At 44.1% G+C, this 16,054-nt stretch carries 17 protein-coding genes; 7 read left to right on the forward strand and 10 right to left on the reverse strand.

The annotated features are described in order from the left end of the window. The first annotated feature begins 205 nt into the window (after positions 1–205). Positions 206–721, forward strand: coding sequence for a Crp/Fnr family transcriptional regulator (locus ACYQ4O_RS08500; RefSeq protein WP_308514660.1), 516 nt, complete (start codon positions 206–208; stop codon positions 719–721). 150 nt (positions 722–871) lie between these two features. Here the strand turns inward: ACYQ4O_RS08500 and rplS are convergent, their stop codons facing one another. The 6 genes from rplS to ACYQ4O_RS08530 form a co-directional block, all read right to left on the reverse strand. Further along, the gene (gene rplS, locus ACYQ4O_RS08505) at positions 872–1,240 is read right to left on the reverse strand and encodes a 50S ribosomal protein L19 (RefSeq protein WP_066591966.1); all 369 of its coding nucleotides are present in this window, start codon (positions 1,238–1,240) and stop codon (positions 872–874) included. 85 nt (positions 1,241–1,325) lie between these two features. After that, positions 1,326–2,063: a tRNA (guanosine(37)-N1)-methyltransferase TrmD gene (trmD, locus tag ACYQ4O_RS08510; protein WP_308514657.1), complete on the reverse strand. Its 738-nt coding sequence runs from the start codon at positions 2,061–2,063 to the stop codon at positions 1,326–1,328. A 9-nt stretch (positions 2,064–2,072) separates the two neighbouring features. Continuing rightward, complete coding sequence (rimM, locus tag ACYQ4O_RS08515) at positions 2,073–2,597, reverse strand: ribosome maturation factor RimM (RefSeq protein WP_460175326.1); 525 nt, start codon at positions 2,595–2,597, stop codon at positions 2,073–2,075. A 25-nt stretch (positions 2,598–2,622) separates the two neighbouring features. Next, the gene (gene rpsP, locus ACYQ4O_RS08520; protein WP_066591959.1) at positions 2,623–2,883 is read right to left on the reverse strand and encodes a 30S ribosomal protein S16; all 261 of its coding nucleotides are present in this window, start codon (positions 2,881–2,883) and stop codon (positions 2,623–2,625) included. A 137-nt stretch (positions 2,884–3,020) separates the two neighbouring features. Next, positions 3,021–3,947 (reverse strand): electron transfer flavoprotein subunit alpha/FixB family protein, encoded by a 927-nt coding sequence (locus ACYQ4O_RS08525; protein WP_460175327.1) that lies wholly within the window; start codon positions 3,945–3,947, stop codon positions 3,021–3,023. A gap of 11 nt (positions 3,948–3,958) precedes the next feature. Then, positions 3,959–4,705, reverse strand: coding sequence for an electron transfer flavoprotein subunit beta/FixA family protein (locus ACYQ4O_RS08530; RefSeq protein ID WP_308514650.1), 747 nt, complete (start codon positions 4,703–4,705; stop codon positions 3,959–3,961). 185 nt (positions 4,706–4,890) lie between these two features. Here ACYQ4O_RS08530 and ACYQ4O_RS08535 point away from each other — a divergent pair, with 185 nt between their 5' ends. The 3 genes from ACYQ4O_RS08535 (at position 4,891) to ACYQ4O_RS08545 (ending at position 7,819) form a co-directional block, all read left to right on the forward strand. Further along, a complete protein-coding gene (locus ACYQ4O_RS08535; protein ID WP_460175328.1) occupies positions 4,891–5,295 on the forward strand; it encodes a YqaA family protein in 405 nt (134 codons plus the stop codon). Between the two features lie 191 nt (positions 5,296–5,486). Next, positions 5,487–6,014, forward strand: coding sequence for a hypothetical protein (locus tag ACYQ4O_RS08540; protein ID WP_308514646.1), 528 nt, complete (start codon positions 5,487–5,489; stop codon positions 6,012–6,014). A gap of 161 nt (positions 6,015–6,175) precedes the next feature. Further along, positions 6,176–7,819: a formate--tetrahydrofolate ligase gene (locus tag ACYQ4O_RS08545; RefSeq protein ID WP_460175329.1), complete on the forward strand. Its 1,644-nt coding sequence runs from the start codon at positions 6,176–6,178 to the stop codon at positions 7,817–7,819. Positions 7,820–7,893: 74 nt separating this feature from the next. On the opposite strand, the gene ACYQ4O_RS08550 is transcribed toward ACYQ4O_RS08545, so the two are convergent. Beyond that, positions 7,894–8,664 carry a metallophosphoesterase gene (locus tag ACYQ4O_RS08550; RefSeq protein ID WP_460175330.1) on the reverse strand — a complete coding sequence of 257 codons (771 nt, stop codon included), beginning with the start codon at positions 8,662–8,664 and terminating at the stop codon, positions 7,894–7,896. Between the two features lie 211 nt (positions 8,665–8,875). Between ACYQ4O_RS08550 and ACYQ4O_RS08555 the strand changes: the two genes are divergently transcribed. Next, positions 8,876–9,712, forward strand: a complete 837-nt coding sequence (locus ACYQ4O_RS08555; protein ID WP_460175331.1) for a DNA adenine methylase — start codon at positions 8,876–8,878, stop codon at positions 9,710–9,712. A gap of 138 nt (positions 9,713–9,850) precedes the next feature. Here ACYQ4O_RS08555 and ACYQ4O_RS08560 read toward each other — a convergent pair whose 3' ends face one another. Next, positions 9,851–10,777, reverse strand: a complete 927-nt coding sequence (locus tag ACYQ4O_RS08560) for a histone deacetylase family protein (RefSeq protein ID WP_460175332.1) — start codon at positions 10,775–10,777, stop codon at positions 9,851–9,853. A 221-nt stretch (positions 10,778–10,998) separates the two neighbouring features. Here ACYQ4O_RS08560 and mltB point away from each other — a divergent pair, with 221 nt between their 5' ends. Then, positions 10,999–12,177 carry a lytic murein transglycosylase B gene (gene mltB, locus ACYQ4O_RS08565; protein WP_308514008.1) on the forward strand — a complete coding sequence of 393 codons (1,179 nt, stop codon included), beginning with the start codon at positions 10,999–11,001 and terminating at the stop codon, positions 12,175–12,177. Here the strand turns inward: mltB and ACYQ4O_RS08570 are convergent. Both ACYQ4O_RS08570 and ACYQ4O_RS08575 read right to left on the reverse strand, forming a co-directional pair. Continuing rightward, on the reverse strand, positions 12,174–12,890 hold the full coding sequence (locus ACYQ4O_RS08570; RefSeq protein ID WP_460175333.1) for a fumarylacetoacetate hydrolase family protein: 717 nt from the start codon (positions 12,888–12,890) through the stop codon (positions 12,174–12,176). The genes mltB and ACYQ4O_RS08570 overlap by 4 nt on opposite strands. A gap of 8 nt (positions 12,891–12,898) precedes the next feature. After that, complete coding sequence (locus ACYQ4O_RS08575) at positions 12,899–13,483, reverse strand: DUF2939 domain-containing protein (RefSeq protein ID WP_460175334.1); 585 nt, start codon at positions 13,481–13,483, stop codon at positions 12,899–12,901. Between the two features lie 169 nt (positions 13,484–13,652). Between ACYQ4O_RS08575 and ACYQ4O_RS08580 the strand changes: the two genes are divergently transcribed. Further along, on the forward strand, positions 13,653–15,455 hold the full coding sequence (locus tag ACYQ4O_RS08580) for an FAD-binding protein (RefSeq protein ID WP_308514005.1): 1,803 nt from the start codon (positions 13,653–13,655) through the stop codon (positions 15,453–15,455). Positions 15,456–16,054 lie beyond the last annotated feature (599 nt).

The following is a 16,054-nucleotide window of genomic DNA, read 5'->3' on the forward strand; positions in this document are numbered from 1 at the left end:
GGTAAATTTTCCCGTATTATGAAATCAACAAAATCCCATTAGCGTGCATAACTAATTGTTTTTACACTAAATATAAGATATTTTCCTTATATGCTACCGTATTTACGGTATTTTTATGTTATTTTTCTTCTTGCTTAATTCGGGAATTCCCTTTATGATGAATTCAACGTAGTAAAAACACTTAATCAATAAGAAGGAGTCTGAAATGTTAAGAACTCATCGCACACCTAGGGACAGAGCAGCGTTTCCGACGGAACTCCCACAAATGCATATTCCAGCCGGCGTATCTCCAACCGTCTATGCTCAACACCGCGACTTGCTGTCCGTTCTCATGCTTAGATTTATGACCAGCAGACTTAGAGCTATGTATCAAGCTTATGACGGTGATTTAACTCTCTGCCTGGTTCTTGGTGAAATTGCTTCTAGAAATACGGAACGTCACTTTGATGAGAGAAGAGGATATCAGCCGCAGTACGAAAATCAGCCGAAACCATTGCTTCCGTGCAATGCCCTCTCCATCTCTGATGTGACAGGCATTCCTCGTGAAACTGTAAGACGTAAACTGGCTAAACTTTTGGCGTTAGGTTGGATTGAAAAGACACCGGAAGATATGTACGTCATCACAGATAAGATTGGTGAAGTCTTCGCGGCCTTTGATGACTCTCAAACCTACGATTTAATGCATACTGCGGATTTAATCGGATGCGTTTTAAGAGGGTAAAAGTTAAAGAGATTTACTGGCAAGAACCTTAAATAAATAATGCAATTCGCCGCTGGGAACAGCGGCATCTTTTTGTCTGCAGAAAAAACAAAACCGCAGGTTTTGATGTCTGCGGTTTTGCGGAAAGCTTTAGTTTTAATCTTTTGAAAATTAGGCCTTGCGAACCAATTTTTCTTTAATTCTTGCTGCCTTACCGGACAAGTTACGCAAGTAGTAAAGTTTGGCACGGCGGACAGCGCCATGACGCTTAACTTCGATACCGGCAATGATCGGAGAATAAAGCTGGAATGTACGTTCTACACCTTCGCCGCTGGAAATCTTACGAACAGTAAAAGCACTGTTCAAACCGCGGTTGCGAATAGCGATAACTACGCCTTCGAAAGCCTGTACACGTTTACGGTTACCTTCAACAACGTTAACGCTGACAACTACTGTGTCGCCTGGGTTGATGCGAGGATAAGTCTTGCCTTCAGAAAGACGGGCAATCTCTTCCTTTTCAAGTTGTTCAATAATATTCATGAATATCTCCAATGACCATCTTCATGCAGTTCTTTTCATCTTTGCCTGCAGAGAGGATGGATTTTAATCGTCAGCAACTAACTGACTATATACAAAATTGTTCCAAAAACTTTTCATCCGATTTGGACAGCAGCTTTTTAGAACGCGCTATTTTAATCATTTCAGGACGTGTTGTGGCGGTTATTTGTAACGCTTGCTGTCTTGTCCAGGCATCAATGTTCTTATGGTGTCCCGAGATAAGAACATCCGGAATCTCCTTGCCTCTCCAGACCTCAGGTCTAGTGTAGTGAGGAGCATCCAACAATCCGGTAGAAAAAGATTCGTCTGAAGCAGATAAATCTTTGATTGCTCCCGGAAGTCTCCTGACAATCGCATCAAGCATAACCATCGCTGGCAACTCACCGCCGGATAAAACATAGTCTCCGATGCTATAAGTTTCATCAACAAAAGAATCTAAAAATCTTTGGTCGATTCCCTCATACCTTCCGCAGACAAAAACCAAAGGTTGGTTGCTTTCTGCGAAAGCCTTGACATCATCGTCATCCAGCTTTTTTCCGGTTGGAGAAAAAGAAATCACTTTTCCATGATTACCGTCGGCACGGACTGCTTCGACTGCCAAAGCCAGAGGCTCAGCCTTCATAATCATTCCGGGACCGCCGCCAAACGGTCTGTCATCAACCGTTCGATGCGCATCATGAACAAAATCGCGAGGAGACCAGCACTTCAGAGACCAAAGCCCGTTTTTGAGAGCCCTGGATGTAATTCCGTTCTCAGTAATAGCCGAGAACATCGGCTCAAAAAGTGTGACTGCGTCAACTCTCATAAAAATTAATTAATCCCAATCAAGAGACCAATCAACCGTAACTTCTTTCTTTTCCATATCAACGAGCTCAACATACTCCGGAACCAGCGGAATCAAAATCATTTTTCCTTTGACGCCGTTAACTTCCAAAACATCATGAGCACCGTTGTCGGTAATAGATCTAACTGTGCCGATTTCTTCGCCTTTGGTATTCACGACCTTAGCGCCGATGATATCGACCCAGTAAACCTCATCCTCTCCCAAATCTGGGAAATCTTCTCTCAGAAGACCAACAGCACCTTTTAGAGCAGCTGCTGCTTCCGGAGTATCGATTCCTTTTAACTTAGCCACAATCCCCTTCCCATGAAACTTGGCACTTTCCATCGTCATGGGCTGAGGCTCGCCGCCGTGGGTTAAATGAAACCAATTTTTAGAATCCAGCAACGCATCACCGTCTTGGAAAGGAAGGACTCTCACCCAGCCTTTCAAGCCGTATGCACCACATAAAGCACCGAGCGCTATAGGCTCAGCAGCGGAATTCTTTGTGTCTTCCACGACTTAATAAGTCTTAAAGTCTCAATTAAGCGGCAGGAGCAGCTGTTTTCTTGAATTCTTTGTAAAGACGAGAAACAGTTTCGCTCATTTTGGCGCCGTTGGCGATCCACTTGTTGAGGTTGGCTTCATTGATGGACAAACGAACTGCCTGACCGGAAGCTACAGGGTTGTAGAAACCGATACGTTCATTGAAGCGACCATCGCGTGGATTGCGGGAGTCGGTCGCGACGATATTGTAGAAGGGGCGCTTCTTGGAGCCGCCACGAGCCAGACGAATAACGACCATGTTTAAATACCTCTAAAAATATACTAGGTTCAGTGTAAAAACGTTTAAAACTAAGGGGCTTTCCCTTTTAAAACCCGTGATTTTATCTGATTTTTACCAATCAAACAAACGGTTAAAATAGGAAAGCCCGAGGATTATTACAATTTTGTTTGCAACTGACGGATGACGACCATTGCATCAGCTACCAATCCGTAATCAGCCACGTCAAAAATCGGGGCTTCCGGATCTTTATTCACCGCAACGATGACTTTAGCGTCCTTAATACCGGCGATATGTTGGATAGCACCCGAAATGCCTAAGCCAATATATAAGTCAGGGGCGATAATCTTACCTGTCTGACCGATCTGCCAGTCGTTAGGAGCCATTCCGGCATCGACCACTGCACGAGTAGTACCAACTGCAGCTTTCAGCTTATCGGCAAGCTGTTCCATTTCAGCGAATTCCGCTTCGTTTGCCAAGCCTCTTCCGCCGGCGATAACTATCTTGGCAGATTGAAGTTCAGGTCTATTGCTTTCAACTTTTTCCGCTCCCAAGAAAACTACTTTATTGGTACCGGGTACTGCTTCTATTTTTTCAATGGAAGCAGAACCTTCTTTTCCAACCGGATCAAATGCTGTAACACGTACGGTTAAAACTTTGACGGGATCTAAGCTTTTTACTGTTGCAATAGCAGCACCAGCGTAAATCGGACGCTTGAAAGTATCTTCAGAGACAACTTTAATAATTTCCGAAATCTGAGCGACATCAAGTTTGGCTGCCACTCTAGGAGAAGCTGCTTTGCCAAATGAGTCAGCTGCAAAAAGAATATGAGAATAATCTTTAGCAACTTGGAGAACCTGGGCGGAAACGTTCTCTGCAATAGGATGACTGAACTGCTCTCCCTCGGCAAGAAGGACTTTTCTGATGCCGCTTAATTTTGCAGCCTCCGAAGCAATCGCTTCACCGGATTGGCACATCACTAAAACATCTACATCAGAAGAAATCGCAGAAGCGGCTGCTGCTAAGTTAGCTGCAGACGGGCTTAACACGCTCCCGTTATGTTCACCTATGATTAAAACTGCCATCTTCTGCTTCCTTATAAAACTTTAGCTTCATTTTTAAGTCTGTCGATCAGCTCATCTACGTTGGAGAGCATTACGCCGACTTTTCTTGCTTCCGGAGCTTCAACAGTCAAGAGCTCAACATGTTTCTTGAGATCGACGCCGAGAGCATCTGCTTTGATAACTTCTTGCGGTTTTCTCTTCGCCTTCATCATCATCGGCAATGTGACATAGCGCGGGGCGCTCAGTCTCAAATCAGAGGTAACAACCGCGGGCAGAGTCAATTCCAAAGTTTCCAAACCGCCGTCAACTTCAATAGTCACTTTAGCTTTGTCACCGGTTACTTCTAAGGAAGAAGCGTGGGTGGCTTGAGGCCAATCGCACAAAGCAGAAAGCATCTGACCAACCTGGTTAGCATCGGTATCAACGCCTTGTTTACCGGCGATAATTAACTGCGGATTTTCTTTTTCAGCCAGTGCCTTGATAAGCTTAGCAATTCCAAGCGGTTCAATAACATCTTCCGTTTCAATGAGAATTGCTCTGTCTGCACCCATTGCTAAAGCAACTTTCAACGTTTCAGAGCTGTCGGATTTTCCGATAGAAACGGCGACAACTTCTTTAGCAACGCCCTTCTCTTTCAATTGAACGGCTTGTTCAAGAGCAATTTCATCGAAAGGGTTCATAGCCTTCTTGAGAGAGGCTGTCTCAATGGTTCCTTCAGGGCTGACTTTAACCTTGATATTGGCGTCTACCACCCTTTTTACAGGTACTAAGATTTTCATTTTTTTTCCTGTGAAAAAATTCTCGGAAAATTATACAAGCGAAAAAATCCATTAACGGGCTAAAAAAAGCTAAGTTGTTGATATTGGTAAGGCTTTGTCTCGGACAAATACTGCATCTTCGCCAGACTGGAAGAGAGACCTTCCAAGCAGGTAGAATTCCTCTGTTCCTATCTTCAGTTTCGAACATGTCCTTTACCTCTTTTTTAATATCTCTGTTTACAAGTGCCTTTATTTCCTCCACCCTTTTGCCCGGAGGAAGCGAAGCCTTAGTGGTATGGGGAATGACAGAATGGAAAGAGAGACTATGGGACATCGTGCTTGTTGCAACAGCAGGGAACACACTGGGCGCCTTGGTTACTTACTTCATAGGTTTGCTTATTCCAAATAAAGTTGATCAAAAAAAAATAGAACTCTTCAAGAAGTGGGGGCCTGTTTGTCTTCTGTTTACCTGGGTGCCTATCATCGGTGATGCTTTCCCCCTTGCTGCAGGATGGTTAAGAGTGAACTGGATTTTAACTGCTGTCCTGATTCTCATTGGAAAATTTGCACGCTATGCTGCCCTAGCCTACGGAACCTCCTTGTTTCTTTGACCGAATCTTTTTACTGACTTTTCTGCCTCTTATCTGAGCAGCACCATTTAAATGCATTCAGCTAATGTACAAAGTCCACTATTGTCCTCAACGTTCTAAATTTTCTTTCTGATTTTGAAGTTTTCTGTGTTAACCGGTAAAACCTCGCTGGCAATCCAATACAATTTGAACAAATTAATCAGGTTTCCACTATGACAACTCAACAAGAAATCAGTGCAGTACAAAGAGTCTACGATCACTTCTCTAAATCTAGATATAAGTCTTTCTTAAAAGCCTCAGATTTTTATGTGCCTTTCTTCTTCGGTAAGAAGAAAAGAATGGCCGAATTCAGCAAAGAATATGCTCCGTTTGCTGCCGCTTGCTTCACAGAAATTCTTCGTAACCAAACTGCAAAAGACAGCGGAGAACCAAACGAAGAACTGATTTCGGCCTTTGTCAACAAATACGTCCCCGAAACTCTCAAGCCCGCTTACGACGAATACTGGACTTTAATCTGTACGGAAGTGGACAAAAATCCTGAAGATGCCCGTCAAATTGTAAGCGGCTTAAGCACGCTCTTTATGTATAAGCTTTTTGGCCCGGATGCTGAACAACCTAATCCTGATATCTTGAACTCGCATCGCCATCAAGTTGCGATGGATTTCCAAGTCGGAAGTCTGATGTTTGAATTCACCCATGGTATTAAAGTTGTTCTAGAAAAAGAAAAGAAGAAAAAGTAGCGTTCCGAGGCTTTATTTGAACAGTTCCCGTGTAGGTAATCTTTTCGGCTGTAAGTATTCATCGTTATTAACAAATCAACGAACTGAAGATTTTAAAAACGATAGAGCTAGTAAGCTAAAATCACGCACTACCCACCAATGATTCTTCAAGGAACTGTTCAATGCTTACAGATATTGAAATAGCTCAACAAGCGACCCTCATCCCTATTGATCAATTAGCTAAAAAAATTGGCCTGAAAGAAGAAGAATTCATTCCTTACGGCCGTGATAAAGCAAAAGTTGAAATCGATACATCAAACCCTAAAGGCAAACTTATTCTTGTTACGGCAACTTCCGGAATGCCTGCAGGTTCTGGTAAAACAACAACTTCTATTGCCTTAGCTCAAGCTCTTCAAAAATTAGGTGAAAGCGCTTGCTTAGCTTTAAGAGAACCTTCTCTCGGCCCATCCTTCGGTATGAAGGGCGGAGCTGCCGGCGGCGGTTACTCTCAGGTCGTTCCAATGGAGTCCATCAATCTCCACTTCACAGGCGATTTCCATGCAATTACAGCAGCCAATAACCTTTTAGCTGCTCTAATTGACAATGCAAAACATCAAGGTCAAGTTGAACTTAAGGAAGTTACTTGGAGACGTGTTCTCGACGTTAATGATCGCTCTTTGAGAGACATCGTTACCGGTCTCGGCGGCTTAGCAAACGGAACACCGGCTCAGACAGGATTTGATATTACTGCTGCCAGTGAACTCATGGCAATTATCTGCTTAGCTGACGGCGAATCTGACCTTCGTGCCAGACTTGATCGTCTAGTCGTAGGTATCAAAAAAGACGGCTCTGCCTACACTTGCGGTGAACTCGGTGCAACCGGCGCTTTAATGGCTTTATTAAAGGACGCCATGCTTCCAAACCTTGTCCAAACATTGGAAGGTGTCCCTGCTTTCGTTCATGGCGGTCCTTTCGCTAATATCGCTCACGGATGCAACTCCGTTGCGGCAACAAGAGCAGCTTTGAAACTTGCCGACTGGGCTATCACGGAAGCAGGCTTCGGCAGCGATTTAGGCGCTGAAAAATTCTATGACATCAAGTGCCGTTTAACAGGTCTTCAGCCTGCCGCTACCGTTTTGGTAACTTCTTTGAAAGCTCTGAAGTGGCACGGCGGCGTTGCTCTTCCTGAAATCGGAAAACCGAATATGGAAGCCTTAAAAGCCGGCTTGCCGAACTTGAGAGCTCACATCAAGAATCTTCAGAACTTCGGCCAACAGGTAGTCGTCTCCCTCAATCATTTCTTCGGCGATCCGGAAGATGAAATCGAGGTTGTTCGCAATGAATGCAAGGCTTTAGGTGCGAGATTTGCTGTCAGCGACGGCTTTGCCAAAGGCGGAGAAGGTGCTGTAGACGTAGCCAAGGAATTAATTGAAGCAGTCAAAGAAGGCTCTCAGCCTCTCCACTTTGCTTATAACCTTGACCAGACAGTTCTTGAAAAGATTCAAGAAGTTAACACAAAGGTTTATGGCGGTAAAGATGTTGAATTCTCTCCCGCAGCTCAAAAAGACTTGGCTAAGATCGAAGCTTTGGGCTTCAGCAAGCTGCCTATTTGCATTGCCAAAACACCATTCTCTCTTTCTCATGAACCCGGCTGGAAAGGTGCTCCGAAGGACTTCACTCTTCCGGTTCAAAGACTTATCCTCAACGCCGGTGCAGGCTTCATCGTTGTTACAACCGGCGCCATTATGAGAATGCCTGGCCTGCCGAAAAAACCGGCAGCCTACTCTATTGACGTTGTTAACGGTAAATTTGTTGGCTTGAGCTAATGTTATCCGGCTCGGCCTCGCGCTGAGCCAGCTTGCAGGAAAACTCCAATCTGTAAAAAGGTTGGAGTTTTTCTTTAGATTTCCAAGTGCAGGGGTTTAAAAGACTGGTTATTAGCGTTGTAATAACCGAACGAATGTTCTAATACCTTGGCCTGTCCGATGTGAATGACGTCAGACTCATGGCAATGCCCGAAAACCCATGCCTTAATCTGAGGATTATCCAAAATAATGTCCTCAAGAGATGTACAGAAGCAGCTCTTAATTGGACTCTGCGACCAGCGCTCTGTTGTTTGGTAAGTCGGGGCATGGTGAGTCAAAATCAAAGTCTTCTGATCAGAAAATTTGTCTATCTGTTTCTTTAAATTTTCTAACTCTAAGTTATACAGAGCCTTATATTGTTCCAATGAAAATTTCTTGATGGCTTTGAAATCATTCAATGCGGCCTGAATAAGAACTTCATAGACAGGATCCAGTTCCGACCATAAAGTACCTCCGATAAGTACAGTGTCATCGATAATGATTTCATTCGGCTCGCTCAGACTAAGAAAATGAATATTAGGAGCGTTATATCTTTCGGACCAATACTTCCAAGGAGATTCGGTATTAAGATCAAATCCCCAATAATCATGATTGCCGAGAATACAGACAACCTTTTCATATTTCTTTTTTACCAAATCAAAGAAATAGGAGGAATAAAAATCACTTTGGAAACCCACATCACCGCCAATCAGCAAATTAGGTGCTGTCGGATTTTCAAAGACAGAGTCTATAAACTCTAACCCTTTATCTCCCGTACCGGTTAGGTGGTCTAAATGAATATCAGAAATGATGTCAAAGCTAGGCATCTTAAAACCGAACTCCTAAGTGTTTATACCTAGGTATTTTTAAACTATAACGTCCCTTTTGACAAGAGTGTGAAACTTTTTGAGTACACAAAATATTTACTTATTAAGAAAAAGGCAATTTTGTATAGAAAGAAAAGTTTGGCAGAAATAGTTTTTTGTGAATTGCATTAATATCTACGTGGAGAAATACAATTTTTGGAAAGGAACGAGGATGCCAACAAAAGTCATGTCACCTGTGCTCAAATGGGCCGGCGGGAAGACACAACTTTTAGAGGCGTTAATGTCTAAAGTTCCCCAAACTTACAATACGTACTTTGAGCCGTTTATCGGCGCAGGAGCATTTTTTTTATCGCTCAAACCAAAAAGTGCGGTCATTAACGATACGAATGAGCAACTGATTAATCTTTATCAACAATTAAAGCATAGTCCCTCAGAAATAATTTCTATTGTGAACTCATTGGATGAAGTTGCTTGTGATAAGAAGTACTACTACCAGATTAGAGAGCGGTATAACCGGAAAATTACATCAAAGGAATTAGATCCGGAATGTGCAGCTCTCATGGTATGGCTTAACAAACATTGTTTTAATGGCTTGTATAGGGTCAATAGCCAAGGTTTCTTCAATGTCCCTTACAACAACAAAGTGACCGGTAAATCCTTAGACGAAAATAATATAGAAGCGATTTCTCGATTCCTTAAGGAACAGGACGTAACGATATTGTGTTCCGATTTTGAAGATGCCTGCAAAAACGTTGGTCCGGGCGATTTTGTCTATTTCGACAGTCCATACGTTCCGGAAAGCCACTCTGCTGACTTTACTGACTATACAAAGATTGGTTTTTCTTATGAAGACCACGATCGTTTAGCCGTTCTTTTTCGTCGCTTAGACAAACTAGGAGCTTATGTAATGCTCTCGAACAACGATGTTCCCCTTGTTAGAGAGCTGTATAAAGAATATTTGATTGAACCGTTAGACGTTAAACGGCTAATCAACAGAAACGCAGCAAAGAGATCGGGAAAAGAAGTAATAATCACCAATTATCAATAATTAAATTTTCAATAACTCTTCTCAAAACTGACTCTTTTTCGACATTAGAGCTGACGTCCTCGGAAAGCATGGAACGCATCTTTCAACCGCTTTCTTTACTTGCCGCGTTAATCCGTTTCAATCAAAGATCAAAAAACTCTATGAGGCTAGTTGTCTGACAAAGGAAACACAGCTTCTGGACAGAGAAGACATGGAATATCCGCCTTCGAGACAAGCAACGACTCCTTTGCAGTCAGGGAGCGATTCCATCACGTTCACCAAACGGCGACCTAAAAAAGCATAGTCCTTCTCAATCATGAGTAATTGGGCCTGATCCTCTTCACGATGAGCATCAAATCCGGCCGATACTAAAATCAGCTGCGGCTGATAGTCCATTAAGGCCGGAAACCAAACTTCATCCATCGTCTTTCGGAGAGCCTCTCCCTCGGTGCCTTCATCAAATGCTGAATAAATCGCATTGGAAGGACAGTGATGCAAGTGAGCATATGGATATAAAGCGTTTTGGAATCCGTCCAAAATCAAGACATCTTCCCGTCCTCCGAGGATGTCGGAAGTACCGTCTCCATGATGAACATCAAAGTCAACGACAGCAACACGTTTCAAGTGATAGACGCCCAATGCATGCAAAGCGGCTATAGCAATATTGTTAAGGAAGCAGAAACCACCGGAATGATCCCGATGTGCATGGTGTCCGGGTGGGCGGACTGCACAAAAAGCTCGTTGAAACCTTCCTTCCATAACACCGTCGACGGCGGCACATGCAGCCCCTGCTGCAAATTGAGCCGCTTCCCATGTGTATGGATTCATCGCCGTATCTTCATTAATAACCGTTACTCCCTCTTGGGGAGACATGCGGGATAAATACTGGATGTAGTCAGGATCATGCGCAGATAACATATCAGAGAGGGAAACTCTGACGGCTGTATGCTTTTCAATGTAATCATCGGCACCTGAAGCAAACATAAGCTCGTTGATTTTCTCCAACCGAGCCGGAGATTCCGGATTCATATCTCCCATTTTGTGCTTAAGAAAAGCCTCATGAGTAAAGAATGCTGTTTTAGCCATAAATGTTAATCTTCTTCGCTTTTTAGGAATTCTAGCAAGCTCACGGCTTCCTCCCATAGAGAAGTTTCCGCAACATTAAGGAACACTATGTTATGGTTTATACCATGTATTTAGTCTCCTAACGACTATAATCCATTCAGTGTAACTGTCTCATCGTCTATTTGATTTATTGTCTGCTGTACAAGAATGATTTAGGCTAGAGTAATCGGAGGTAATGTTATATGTTTAGACGCCCATTACTATTAGCTGGAGTTGTCTCTTTATCTGTCTTTTCCGGGCTGGCGCTTGCTCAGTCTATGTCTTCTACTTCAGCGGAAAAGGCCATGCGCTACAGCGAACGTCCGGACGTGAAGAAATTCATTGCTGATGTTAGCCGCAGAAGAGGTCTGGACAGTCAATGGATGGCAGAAGTTCTTGACGAGGCAACATATCAGCCGAAAATCGAACGGCTCATGACTCCGAAGAAGTTTAAACCCGGCACAAGAGACTCTCGGCGTGACTGGGAAAAATACAGAGCCATTTTCCTCGGACGCGACAGGTTAAATCTTGGTGCCCGTTTCTGGGAAGAAAACCGAGCAACTCTAGAGAGAGCAAAAAAAGAATTTGGCGTGGATCCGGCGGTTATCGTCGGAATTATCGGAGTTGAAACTCGCTATGGAGAAAACACGGGATCCTGGAAAGTATTGGACTCTCTTGTTACCCTAAGCTTTGATTACAAGCGAAGAGCAGACTTCTTCAAAAAAGAATTGGAAGAGTATCTGGTCTTTATTAATAACAATCAATTTAAACCTCGGGAGATTTTAGGATCTTATGCAGGTGCCGTAGGCCTGCCTCAGTTCATGCCCTCCTCTATTAAAAGGTTTGGAGTGGATTTCGACGGCGACGGTAAAATTGATATCAACAATTCTGCGGCTGATACCATTGGTTCCATTGCCAACTATTTGTCTAAACATGGTTGGATTGAAGGTGCGCCAATGGTAATGCAAGCTGATATTTCCGAAGAAAATGCCAAACGTTTCGGCGGCGGTACAAGTGCGAAATACCGTTGGCAGACACTCCAGAACAATGGTGTAAAACCTGCGGCAGGAGTAAAAGCTGAACCATCCGATCTTCCGGTCTTTATTGTCGATTTTCCTTTCTATCCCGCCGGTTCAAACGACTCAAAGAAACTTTATCGAGTTGGAACGAAGAATTTCACTTCTGTATTGAGATACAACAGCAGCTATTTCTATGCAGGTGCGGTTGCGGAATTAGGAACCGCTATTGCGGCACTGGTTGGCGAGACGGGGCTCATTGACGGAACCCCTATCCTTCCAAGCAAATACGATATGGAACTTGATCCGACCGGAAAAGGATTAAAACCGGATCAAATTCAGGTAAAAGTCACTCCGGTAAGTTAATGTCTTGGTGTAATCAAGCCTCGGAATGTCCCGACACCGTTTACTCCTCCTTCAAAGGACTGTCCGGCCTCAATAGGGCCGCTTCCTTTTGGAGAACCTGTATAAATTAGGTCTCCGGCCATCAAGCGGAAATTCTTAGAAAGCTCGTTAATAATTTCAGGAATCTTCCAGATCATCTCTTTGGTATTGCCTCTTTGGCGTTCTTGATTATTAACATAGAGCCAAAGAACGGCTTCGTCCATATCCGGCATTCTATGTTTGTCTCGGATTTCAGAAATAACTGCGGAAGCATCAAATCCTTTTGCTAGTTCCCAGGGCTGACGATGCTCTCTAAGAATATTTTGCCAGTCCCTCTTGGTAAAATCGATCCCCGCTCCGTAGCCATAAATATAATTATCCGCTTCCGCGACGGGAATCTCTCCGGCTTCCGGGGCATTCCTGCCGATAGCAATTACCAGTTCAACTTCCAAGCAAAGGTTTTCCGTATTTCTGGCATAAGGAATATCAATTGACTTTCCCTCTCTGCAAACTTGAACGGCATCGGCCGGTTTAGCAAAAAAGAACGGTCTTTCTCTTCCTTCAGCGCCAACTTCTTTGACATGATCCCAGTAATTGGCTCCGATGCAATAAACCCGGTTAATTGGAAAATAAATATCCTTTTCTCCCCAAACAGGAACGGCAGGAACGACGTTTTGAGCAAACAAAAATGGCATAGCTTCAATTAATTAAATTTGAACGGCAGAAGAATGTTATTAACCTTCCAATCAAAAAAGCCTTCTCTTACAAGAGAAACTTCAATTTTATCGTTCTCCTTTTGATTGGGTCTAATGATTGCAAAAAATTGGTTGGTATTGTCTCCGTAATTCAAAGACCAAGTAACGTTAGAAGATGATTTTTTCTGAGTGTTGGTTTGCTTGGCGCTCGTGGATTCTTCAGGTTTGAATTCTTTCTTTATCGTTTGCAGCTTGTTCGTACCGGAAAACAAATCTTCGATGCCTTCAGGCGTCACATATTGATCGACAAGGTTATCGATTGCTTCATAAGAAAATGCTTGAATGACCTGATTTATTGGTTTTTGTTGTTTTTCCGCAAACTGCATCTCCACTTGATTCGTTAATTGATTTTTTAGATTTGTCCTTAAACTATCAAAATCAATATAAGAGTCAATGACTTCTTGATTTTTATCTGCAAGAGCTTGTTTGATTGAATAAACCGCCCAGTACGGAGAGCCCAAATAGCAAAACACGAACGTACCCACCGTCAGAAGAAGGAACATCCAACCCCATGTCTTTTTAATGAAGTTCATATCTCACCCCGTTTTTTTTTCAATCATATTCGGAAAGATTTGAGGTCGAATTCCACCAAGCGAAAATTGAGAATAGAACTGAAATTTAACTTTGTAAGGGTTTGCATCAATAGTAACAACCTTATTGTTGTTTACAATCAGAAACGTTTTATACCCATCAGGAGAAAACATGAGACCCACAAAGTTATTGATCGCTACAGCCGTCTCTTTCGCTTTAGCAGCAACTGTACAAGCTGCAGCAAAAGACGGCACATATGAAGGAACTGCAAACGGCAAAAACGGCCCCTTGACAGTTCAAGTTGTGATCAAGGACAGCAAAATCGCTTCAGTCAAAGTATTGAAGAGCGGTGAAACTGCCATGGTATCGGATGCTGCCATGGAAAGAGTTCCTGCAGAAATCGTCAAGACTCAATCTCTCAGAGTTGACAATGTCGCAGGTGCTACATTGACAAGCATGGCTATTCAGGCTGCTGCTACAAACGCAGTTAAGGCCGCAGGCGGACAACCTTCCGAATATTATAAGAAGCCCGTTAAGAAACAGCCGAGCGGCATGGAAGTTACCTACAAGACTGACGTTGTCGTCGTCGGCTCCGGTGCTTCAGGTATGGCTGCTGCCGTACGTGCACAGCTCAACGGCCTCCCGACAATTCTTATCGAAAAAATGCCGACTCTCGGCGGCGATACCATTTTGAATGCCGGTACTCTGATCGCTACAGGTTCCCGCTATCAAAAAGAAGTCATGAAGGAAACGAAAGACTCTCCTGAATTGGCCTTCAAAGACATCATGAAAGTCGGTAAGAACAAGAACGACCCGGTTCTCGTCAATATGGTTACCCATAAAGTCGGCGGCGTTGTCGATTGGCTTATCGATGATTTGAAGATTCCCTATGGCCCTGCAGCAACGCAGTATCCTGACCACTCTGCCGAAAGACAGTTGGGCGTAACTGGCCGCTCTCCGAACTTCATTAAGACAATGGCTGCCATCTTGACTGACCATGGCGGCAAGATCTTAATGGAAACTAAAGCCACTAAACTTATCTACAAAGATCACCGCGTACGCGGCGTTGAAGCCGTTAACGCAGCCGGTGACGAAATCAAGATTTACGCTAAAGACACAATTCTTGCATCCGGCGGTTTCGGCGCCAACACCAAGATGCTTCCTCCGACTCTCAAGGGATTCCTCTTCTATGGTTTGGATAGCGATGCCGGTCAAGGTTACGAAATGGCCCGCAAGATTGGTGCTAAGGACATCAACATGGACTTAGTCAAGGTCTATCCTCAAGGCGTTGAAACAACACCTAACCACGGTTTAGCCGCTACAGCAAGCTCCACAGCCACTATTAATGACACAGGCGCGATTTATGTCAACAGCGACGGCAAGCGCATCATTAATGAAAGAGCCTCTTTGGGCGAATTGACAGATATCACAGTCGCTCAGAAAGACAAGATCATGTACTTGGTTATGGACGCCGCCGGCTACAAGCGTTATCTTGCTAAGAGCTTGGAAGACAAGTTGGTTCCGGATGAAGCTGAACTTCGCAAATGGCTGAAGATCGTCAACAACGGCAAACCGGTGATGGTTGAATCCGACTCCTTGGCAAAAGCTGCCGAAGTTATGGGCATCAATGCTAAGAACTTGGAAGCCACAGTTGCCGAATGGAACAAGATGGCTGAAGCCGGCAAAGATACTCAGTTCGGCCGCAAAGACCCGAAAGAATTAATCAAGGCCCCATACTACATCGTTGAACAGAAACCGCGTTTTGCTACTACATTAGGCGGCTTAAAAGCCAATGCTAATATGCAGATTATCGGCAAGAACGGCAAACCAATTCCTGGCCTTTACGGCGCAGGCTGCGTTGTCGGCGGCGCTAACGGTGCAGACTCCATGACAGCCATGATGAACTCCTGGGCTATTATTTCCGGTGTTGAAGCCGCTGACGCTATCACAGCATCTTTGAAAAAAAACAAATAATCAGCAAGTAAACTCCTAAGAAAAAAAGGGTTAAGGATCGGGTCCGTCCCGGTCCTTTTTTTCAGTGCGCGCAGCAGGGCGCCTTTCTTTAGGGTGTAAATCCCGAACCTGCCCGATGAGGGGAAGGGTTAGCGACTCGGCAAGGGTTTAACGGCGACGTTAAGTCTGAAGGAAGCTGATAGCAAAACGCATGTTCAACGAACAGGAAGCGGATATGAGGCGGTCTAGGCGGGTTTGGGGGCTGAAATACCCAACGCCCAATACTCATACAGGACCCTAGGACGTAGATCCGATGGACAGGCGGGAAAGAATGGCGTCATACCTGGGGAGGTCTGATTTAATGCCACTGGCTACAGGGCTCGAGAGAGAACTGGATGTTAAATCAGAAGTCAGCCGAGGTCATAGTAGAGGCAACTCGAAGGACCGAACATTAACGATGTAAGTAGAGGTGATTAGTCTCATGACTGTTGCGGGAACTCAGACCAACGCTCTCAGAGCGTCTGTTACAACACAAGGCGGGCAGAACTGCGCGGTGCGGTAGACAGCCGAAGCAAGAGGAGCTAGTCATGGCGAAATCACAATGGACGAAAGCAGAACCT

The sequence above is a fragment of the Turicimonas sp. TL08 genome, from assembly GCF_054660695.1.